This window comes from Haemophilus paracuniculus (genome assembly GCF_002015115.1).
GTDB classification, from domain to species: Bacteria; Pseudomonadota; Gammaproteobacteria; order Enterobacterales; family Pasteurellaceae; genus Haemophilus_E; species Haemophilus_E paracuniculus.
The window spans coordinates 18,760-27,427 of the sequence record NZ_MUYA01000019.1; the positions used below are offsets into that span (position 1 = coordinate 18,760).

At 47.5% G+C, this 8,668-nt stretch carries 8 protein-coding genes; 5 read left to right on the forward strand and 3 right to left on the reverse strand.

Annotated elements, in window-relative coordinates:
• Positions 1–89 precede the first annotated feature (89 nt).
• From B0187_RS10335 to B0187_RS09805, 3 genes are all read right to left on the reverse strand, one after another.
• Positions 90–788: an efflux RND transporter permease subunit gene (locus tag B0187_RS10335; RefSeq protein ID WP_211272724.1), complete on the reverse strand. Its 699-nt coding sequence runs from the start codon at positions 786–788 to the stop codon at positions 90–92.
• Positions 734–3,052, reverse strand: a complete 2,319-nt coding sequence (locus B0187_RS09800; RefSeq protein WP_245797032.1) for an efflux RND transporter permease subunit — start codon at positions 3,050–3,052, stop codon at positions 734–736. The genes B0187_RS10335 and B0187_RS09800 overlap by 55 nt, the downstream gene beginning before the upstream one ends.
• Before the next feature lie 147 nt (positions 3,053–3,199).
• Complete coding sequence (locus B0187_RS09805) at positions 3,200–4,012, reverse strand: efflux RND transporter periplasmic adaptor subunit (protein WP_245797033.1); 813 nt, start codon at positions 4,010–4,012, stop codon at positions 3,200–3,202.
• Positions 4,013–4,453: 441 nt separating this feature from the next.
• Between B0187_RS09805 and B0187_RS09810 the strand changes: the two genes are divergently transcribed.
• From B0187_RS09810 to B0187_RS09830, 5 genes are all read left to right on the forward strand, one after another.
• A complete protein-coding gene (locus tag B0187_RS09810; protein ID WP_143413779.1) occupies positions 4,454–4,924 on the forward strand; it encodes a MarR family winged helix-turn-helix transcriptional regulator in 471 nt (156 codons plus the stop codon).
• A gap of 155 nt (positions 4,925–5,079) precedes the next feature.
• Entirely contained in the window at positions 5,080–6,465 is a 1,386-nt protein-coding gene (locus B0187_RS09815; protein WP_143413780.1) for a DASS family sodium-coupled anion symporter, read from the forward strand.
• 107 nt (positions 6,466–6,572) lie between these two features.
• The gene (gene murI, locus B0187_RS09820; protein WP_078237670.1) at positions 6,573–7,364 is read left to right on the forward strand and encodes a glutamate racemase; all 792 of its coding nucleotides are present in this window, start codon (positions 6,573–6,575) and stop codon (positions 7,362–7,364) included.
• Positions 7,365–7,601: 237 nt separating this feature from the next.
• Entirely contained in the window at positions 7,602–7,787 is a 186-nt protein-coding gene (locus B0187_RS09825) for a hypothetical protein (protein ID WP_078237671.1), read from the forward strand.
• 80 nt (positions 7,788–7,867) lie between these two features.
• Positions 7,868–8,560: a hypothetical protein gene (locus tag B0187_RS09830; RefSeq protein WP_078237672.1), complete on the forward strand. Its 693-nt coding sequence runs from the start codon at positions 7,868–7,870 to the stop codon at positions 8,558–8,560.
• Positions 8,561–8,668 lie beyond the last annotated feature (108 nt).

Below are 8,668 nucleotides of genomic sequence, written 5' to 3' on the forward strand. Positions count from 1 at the left end.
GGATTTTGGAAAATTTTGCCAAATCCTACCGCTTGCAAGAGAAAAAAGCCCTTAGCATTCGCTAAGGGCTTTTTGTTATGAGCCTTGGGTTATTTGGATTCGGCGAGGGCTTTATCTTCCGCCGTTACCGAGGTCAGTTTTGCCAATTTCGGGGCGAGCCAGTTGCGAAGATCGTCCATTAACGAATAGACCACTGGTACGAAAATCAAACTGAGCAGGGTTGAGGCGATTAAGCCACAAATCACGGCGACCGCCATTGGGGCTCGGAATGCAGCACCTGCACCGCCTGCAAACACCGCGGGGATCATTCCTGCCACCATTGCAATGGTGGTCATTATAATAGGGCGAACCCGTTCCGCCCCCGATTGAATCAGGGCTTGATAACGGGGCGTACCTTGCTGGCGTTTTTCAATCACAAAATCTACGAGCAAAATCGCATTTTTGGTTACGATCCCCATTAGCATTAAAATGCCAATCACGGACGACATATCCAACGCCGCCCCATAAGCGAGCAAGCCCAGTACCGCACCGCCAATCGATAACGGCAAGGAAACCAAAATCGTCAGAGGCTGCAAGAAATCTCGGAACAGTAAAATCAGCACCATCAACATCATCAGCAAGCCAAATCCCATTGCCAGCCCAAATTTCTCAAACATTTCGTTCATATATTCCGCATCGCCATATTCAGGCACACGAACCCCGTTCGGCAGATTTTTTAAGATCGGCAAATCATTCACGTTCGCCAACGCCTCGCCGATAGTGTAGCTAGGGGCGAGATCCGCTTCCACCGCCTAGGGGCGAGATCCGCTTCCACCGCCAAACGGCGTTCACGGTCGAACCGCTCAATGCTTGCCGAACCCTCGCCAAAGGCTAATTTTGCCACCGTGCCGAGGGGGACAGTTGTGCCGTTGCTGGTGGCGATCCGCAAATGTTGCAACTCGCTGAGATTTTGGCGTTGTTGTGGATTGAGTATCACACGGATCGGCACTTGGCGGTCGGCAAAATTAAAGCGTGCCGCATTGCTGTCAGTGTCGCCCACGGTGGCAATTCTGAGCAGATTTCCCACCGCTTGCGGGGTAACGCCTTGTCTTGCAGCTTCGTCTGAAAGTAGCGAAACCTGCAATTCCGATTTTACAAGCGGTGCGTTTACTTGCACATTTTCCAACCCTGCAATGTTTTGCATTTGTTGTTTGAGGGTTTGAGCCGTTGTGGCGAGGGCTTTCGGATCATTGCCCGTCAAGAGAATTGACACATCTCGCTGTGCCATTTCGTTACGGAACGCAAAACGCAGATCGGCAAATTGGCTGAGTTCGGTGCGGATTTTATCCTCAAACTGCTTTTGGGTAAGGCGGCGTTCGTTGTGTGGTTTTAACCGAATCAGCACTTCCGCTTTTGAGGGATCGCCACTGCCGCCCAAAGTGGTAAACACCACATTTACTTCGGGGTGCTGGCGTAATGTACGGTCGATTTTTTGCAAATAACTATCCGCTTGCGAGAGGGGCTGACTTGGCGGAAATTGAATATCAATTTGGCTCATTCCCGTATCGCCTTTGGGCATAAATCCTGTTGGTAATAAGGGGATCAACGCCACTGAACCCGCCAAAAACAGCCCGCCGATCAGCAGGGTGGTTTTGCGAAACTGCAACGCTTTTGCCAACAAATGCAAATAGCCCTGTTTTAAGCGGCTGGTGGATTGGCTTTGCGTAGCTGCCGTTGGGTGCGGTTGCAAAATATAGGCAGCGAGCAGTGGGGTGGCAAAGTGAGCCACTAACAACGAGGCAAACACGGCAACGGAAACGGTAACGCCAAATTGGCTAAAATACATTCCCGTTGTGCCACCCACAAAGCTGACGGGCAGAAAGACCGCAATAATGGTGGCGGTGATTGCCACCACTGCAAAGCCAATCGCATCGGACGCATCAAGGGCGGCTTGGTAAGGGCGTTTGCCTTGGTGCAAATGTTGCTCAATGTTCTCAATTTCGACAATCGCATCGTCCACCAAAATTCCGATCACGAGGGTAATCGCCAACAGGGAAATGCTGTTGAGGGTGTAGTCGAGTAGATACATTGCGGCGAAAGTCGGCAAAATGGATAGTGGCAAGGCAATGCCCGCCACGAGCGTAGCTCGCCAATTTCGCAAAAAGAGGAACACAACCAGCACGGTAAGTGCCGCCCCCTCTAACAGCGTATTGATCGCCACCCGATAATTTTCTTGGGTGGTGTCCACGCTATTATGCACCTCTTGAATTTGCACATCGGGATATTGTTCTGTCAAGGATCGCACCGCTTGTTTGACTTTCTCGGCAACCACGGTGTCGCTCGTGCCTTTGGCTCGAAACACATTAAAGCCCAGCACTTCACGCCCATTGAGGCGGGTGCGGCTTCGCACTTCTGCGTGGCTATCTTTGATGGTGGCTAACTCGGCGAGTTTCACCTTGCGACTGTCTGATAACGCAATCGGCAAGGCGGCGAGATCGGCTAAATCTTGGCGGCTACCCACCACCCGAATGGACTGTTCTAAACCGTATAATTGGGTGCGACCTGCGGGCAAATTGGCATTGGTTTGAGCGAGTTGCTGGCTGACTTGTTCCACCGTGATGCCTAACGCATTTAACCGTTCCGCATTGAGTTCCACCCGAATTTCTTGTTTTTCGCCCCCTAAGCGTTTCACCTGCTGAACCCCGTGCAGGGCGAGCAGTTGGCGGCTGATTGTTTCATCAATAAACCACGCTAATTCCGTTTGGTCCATATTGGGCGATTGCACCGCATCATAGGCTAATGCCGCCCCCTCAACATCATTGCGTTCCACAATCGGATTGCTGATACTTTGGGGCAGTTCATCACGGATTTGGCTGATCGCATTTCGCACATCATTCACTGCACGGTCGGTGTTCATTCCAAGCTGAAATTCAACGGTGGTGGTGGATGAGCCTTCGCTAATGGTGGACGTAATATGTCGCACATTCGCCATTCCTGCCAAGGCATTTTCAACCCGTTTGGTTACGGCATTTTCCAATTCATCGGGGGAAGCACCCGCTTGTGAAATGGACACCGTTACCACAGGGAAACTGACGTTTGGCTCGGCGTTGATCGGTAATTTTGAGAATTAAAAAATCCCCATTAGGGTAAGCACTAAAAACAGCACAATGGTCGGAATCGGGCGGCGAATCGCCCACGATGAGAGTTGCATTGTTATTCCTTATTCTTTCACTAATTGCGGGGAAACGGTGTCGCCCTCGCTCACAAAGGCGGCGGCTTGTTTCACCACGTTATCTTCACGGTTTAAGCCAGCAAGCACTTCAACCCAATCTTGATTTTGTGAGCCAATCTGGATCGAACGGCGTTCGATTTTGCCGTCATTGGTTACAATCATCACACTCGGCTGACCATTCGCCCCGAATGTAATCGCAGAAAATGGCACGGCGAACGGCACATTTTGGGTGGGTAGGGCGATTTTTACTTCATCAAATGCCCCAATCGGCTGTTTGAGCGAAGCGGGAAAAGCCACTCGCACCTTGCCTAAGCGAGTTTTGGGATCAAGTTCGGGAAAAATCAGCCGAATCTGACCGCTTGTTTCGGGCTGATTTTTCAACTGGGCGGTTAGCCCCGTTTGCAATAACGCCATTTCATCGGCACGAATTTCTACTTCCAATTCGGTGGCGTTATCTTTCGCTAAATGGAATAACGGTGTGCTGCTGGTTAAAGCCCCCGTTTCCAAATTTCGCTTGGTGATCACACCATCGGCAGGGGCTAACACTTGGGCTTTGTTTCGTTGATGATAATTATCTTTGAGTTGAGCCTGAATTTGAGCCACTTCCGCCTGTGCCGATTGCAAATTAGCTCGGGCGGTCGCCACTTTGGTGCGTTGCTGATCCAATTCCAACTGGCTAATGGATTCTGATTTCATCAGGGTTTGATAACGTTTTAGGGTGATTTCTGCTTCGGATAACACCGCTTGTTGGGCGTTCACATTCGCTTTGGCTCGCCCTAGTGAAGCGTTGGTTTGTTGCACTTGGGATTGCACATTGCTGTATTCCAAGGTGGCTAACAGTTTGCCCTTTTTTGACCCGATCCCCCACTTCGGCATTGATCGACAAAATCTGCAAGCCTTGTAAGGCGGTGCTGATCGGAATTTCTTCTCTCGCCACCCACGAGCCTGATAATTGCAAGGTGCGGTTAAATTCTCGGTTTTGTGGCTGCACCACATTGATTTTTGGCACGATAGCAGTAGAGGGATTTTCATTTTCTTGCTCTTGGCAAGCGGTTAGAAATAGCGTTAAAACGGTTAAGAGTGCGATTTTTTTCTGCATAAATAGTCCTAAAATTGACTTAAATTGAGCGGAATTATAGTAAAAATTAAGACTGTATTAAGTAAATTTTGGGACTATTTTGCTTGTCTTTTGCGTGAATCTCGCTAAAATCACCGCCAGATCAAATCAATGTGAAGGATTAAATAAAGGTGTTAAACGAATTTGAAAAGCAGATCAACCAAATTGAGGAAGCCCTTGATAGCTGGATTGAAAAATGGGGTTTGGGCTACAACCATTTTGCCGTGCTATATAGTTTGGCAAGTGCCGAGCAGGGACAATGCACCCAAAAACAGATTTGTGATGAGTGGTATTTGCCGAAACAAACGGTGTTCAACATTTGTAAAGCCTATAAAGAAAAAGGCTGGATCGAGTTTTACGAAAGCCCTACGGATAAACGTGAACGCCTAATGCGTTTAACCGAACAGGGAAAACCGCACGTCCTGCCCATTTACCACGCGAGCGAACAATTAAGCGAAAGAGTCTTCACCAAATTTGGCAAGAAAAAAACCGCTCAGTTGTTCGCCTTACTCAGTGAATTGGGCGAATTATACCGTGAGCAAATTGCGGAAACGGAAGTGGATAGCATTTCGGAAGCTCAAAATCAGCCAAATTAAGTGAAATCTACCCGCTTGCTTTCCCTAAGAGATCGGACTTGTTAAAAAAACGCAAAAATTTTGTGATCTAGGTTGTATTTTTGCATTTTGCCACTTTTCCTTGTGGTGGATTTTGTTATAGTGCGATCCTCTTTTAGTTTGATTGTGGGGGAACTATGTCAGTTGAAATGGGAAACCGTCAAATGTGGCGGAACAGTTTGATTTTACTGATTGATGTGATTTTATTTTTTGTGTTACTCAACACATTACCATTCGAGCCAATGGCAACCAAAGGCTTGGCGTTGTTGGCGTTCGTGGCGGTGCTATGGCTGACGGAAGCCTTGCACGTTACCGTAACGGCTTTGCTCGTGCCGATTTTGGCGGTCTGTTTGGGAATGATCAAAACCAAAGAGGCTCTCGCCACCTTTGCCGATCCCACCATTTTCCTGTTCTTTGGGGGCTTTGCGTTGGCGGCGGCGTTGCATATTCAGCAACTCGACAAATTGATTGCGAATAAAATTATGGCGTTGGCACGGGGCAAATTGGTGCTGGCGGTTATCTATCTCTTTTTAGCCACCGCCTTGCTTTCAATGTGGATCAGCAACACCGCCACCACGGCAATGATGTTACCCCTTGCAATGGGCGTGTTGAGCAAACTGGATAAAAACGCCAACCATAACACCTACGTTTTCGTGTTATTGGGGATCGCATACAGTGCGAGCATTGGCGGAATGGGAACGCCAGTCGGCAGCCCGCCGAATGCGATTGTGGTTTCGCAGTTGAATTTGACCTTTGCCGATTGGATGAAATACGGCTTCCCGATGATGTTAATGCTAATGCCATTGATGATCGGCGTGTTGTATGTGGTGTTCAAACCAAAACTCAACCAAACCTTTGAACACACCTTTGAAGAAATTCCCCTCAACGGCAAACGCATTACCACTTTGGCGATCTTTATCGGTATCGCACTATGTTGGGTGTTTAGCGGTTCGTTAAATCCGTTTGTGGCAGGATTACTCGGCTTGCAAGGCAAAATCGGCAGTTTCGACAGCTTTATTGCGTTAATTGCGGCGGCGTTAATTTGCATTACCCGTGTGGCAAATTGGCAACAAATTCAAGATAACACCGATTGGGGCGTGTTGATGCTATTCGGTGGCGGCTTGACGTTGAGTGCAGTACTCGGTCAATCTGGGGCGAGTAAAGTAATGGCGGACGGCATTGTGTTCCTGATTCAAGGCGGACATTTCTATTTAATCGGCTTGATCGTAGCGGCATTCATCATCTTCCTCACGGAATTTACTTCAAACACCGCCAGTGCCGCCTTGCTTGTGCCGATTTTCATCTCAATCGCCCAAGCCCTCAATATGCCACCGATTGGTTTGGCGATGATCATCGGCTTAGGGGCTTCTTGTGCCTTTATGTTGCCAGTCGCCACCCCACCAAATGCGATTGTGTTCGGCACAGGACACGTCAAACAATCGGAAATGGTGAAAGCAGGTTGGTGGCTCAATTTGGCGTGTATCTTCGTGATCGCCACCGTGGGCTATCTATTCTGGCTTTAATTTTTCCATTCAGCCCTCGCCAAGCGGGGGCTTTTTTATTGGAGGGCTTGAATCTAACGGGACAAGAGAGTAGCATTTCCCCAATTTTTTTCTTGAATGAATTTGCTATGCAACCCACCATTCTTCTTTACGATTCTGGAATGGGCGGTTTGACGGTTTATGATGAAATCCGCAAAGCCCTGCCCAACGCCCGTTACCTTTACTGCTTTGATAATGCGTTTTTCCCCTATTCGGAAAAGGCGGAAAGTGTGCTGATTGAGCGAGCGGTGCAAATCGTGCAAAAAATTAGCGAAAACTACCCGCTTGATCTGGTGGTGGTCGCCTGCAACACCGCCAGCACGGTGGTGTTACCTGCCCTGCGAGAAAATTTCGGCTTTCCGATTGTCGGCACTGTGCCTGCGATTAAACCAGCGGCGGTGATTTCTGAAAGTAAAACTATCGGCTTGCTCGCCACCAAAGGCACGGTGGTGCGTCCTTATGTGCTTGATTTAATTGAAAAATATGCCTCAGATTGCGTAGTGGAAAAAATCGGTACGACCGATTTAGTCGAAATTGTGGAAGAAAAACAACGCACGGGCGAAGTGGATATGGCTCGCCTGCAACGGGTAATCGCCGAATGGCAAAACCACCCCACCCTCGACACCGTGATTTTAGGTTGCACCCATTTCCCCACCGTGCGAGACGAACTCAAACAGCTATTACCCAACGTCAAATTTTTTGTCGATTCAGGCGAAGCGATCGCCAAACGGGTAGCGAATTTACTTGCGGATCACCACCACACCCAATCGCACCATACCGCCCACCTCGCATTCTGCACCGCCCCTACGGACGACCTCGCCCAACGCAGCGAAGTAATGCGGAAGTGGGGGTTTGAAACCCTCGCCGTGTTAGCGATCTAATCCCCAATCCCAAAGTGAATGCTTTGGGATTTTTATCACAAAAATCCCCCAAAACCCACCGCTTGCCGCCTAATTCACAAATAATGCCTCAGATTTTTTAGCAATACCTTCCCATACCTTCTTTCAATTGTCCTGCTTAAATCGCTCTTTTCGCAAGAATGATATCATTCTTGTGCCTTTATGTTGCCATAAAGGCACATTCATCTTGGTGAGAAATTTAATTTAAGGAGCTTAATTATGGCAATTACGTCAGCCGTTCAGAACGGTAATTTCGTTTATGCTTATAAACCCAACAGTCAACCTATTGTCAAAACTGGTCAGTTATATGGCTATACAGCTAATAGTGTGAGCATAAAAGAGGGGTTTTGGATCTCGACCTATGATGAGAACGGTAAGCTGATTTCTCGCACAGCAGCCCGATAATTCCCGAGCATTCAATCCACGCCAACCAATGCTTGCGAAATCTAAGCATTGGTTGGCGAATTTATAATAAGGAATGAAAAATGGCATTAAAGTGTAACGATTTGACCCAAGTACTCAGTAAATTTGATGAAACTGCGATGGATTTATCTCACCGCTATCATAGTTTTGATTTCTGTTATGCCCATTTTCGCCAAACCCGAGCATTGCCAGCCGAACAACGTGATATTGAAAAAAGTTGCCAAGTTTTATGGGGCTATTTAGCGAGTTGGGGAATGTTGCGAGGTTCGAGCTTTTTATTACAAAAAAATCCCAGTTACTTAACCGATTTGGTCGAATGGATTTACGCTCAACCAGAAAGCACTTGGGAAATTGAGGTGAAAGATTATGCCGAGAAAAGTAAGCAAGTTTTGGCGTTATACGATGAAGCCAAAGCGAAAATCCTCAAAGGGGGCAAACATCAAGCCGTAACCTTGGTAACGAAAATTTTGCTGGGTGTGTTTGCGATTGTGCCAGCGTTTGATCGTTTCTTTAAAGATACATTCAGTGAAATGGCTGGAAAAGAATGTGGTTTCAGCACGCCGAATAAAACTTCACTAGATTTTATTTCTAAGTTTTATCAGGCAAATCAAATAGAAATTGATACTCTCTGTCGAGAGCGAGTTGTGAAAGATTTTTTAGGCAAGCCGACCGCTTGGCATTATTCCCAAGCGAAAATCATCGATATGTACGGTTTCCAAAAAGGTTTAGATAGAAGCACACAAAAGGGGCAATAAATAACCCCCAAGCGGTAAGTTTCGGCAAAATTTTTGCAAGAACTTACCGCTTGTTTTTTCAAAACGAGGAAATTAGCACGTTAGTTGTTCGTTTTGCTTTAATTTTAT

What these genes read in the sequence shown, in the direction of transcription:
- murI (WP_078237670.1), top strand. Translation starts at nt 6,573, where the DNA reads ATGCAACCCACCATTCTTCTTTACGATTCTGGAATGGGCGGTTTGACG.
- B0187_RS09815 (WP_143413780.1), top strand. Translation starts at nt 5,080, where the DNA reads ATGTCAGTTGAAATGGGAAACCGTCAAATGTGGCGGAACAGTTTGATT.
- B0187_RS09825 (WP_078237671.1), top strand. Translation starts at nt 7,602, where the DNA reads ATGGCAATTACGTCAGCCGTTCAGAACGGTAATTTCGTTTATGCTTAT.
- B0187_RS09830 (WP_078237672.1), top strand. Translation starts at nt 7,868, where the DNA reads ATGGCATTAAAGTGTAACGATTTGACCCAAGTACTCAGTAAATTTGAT.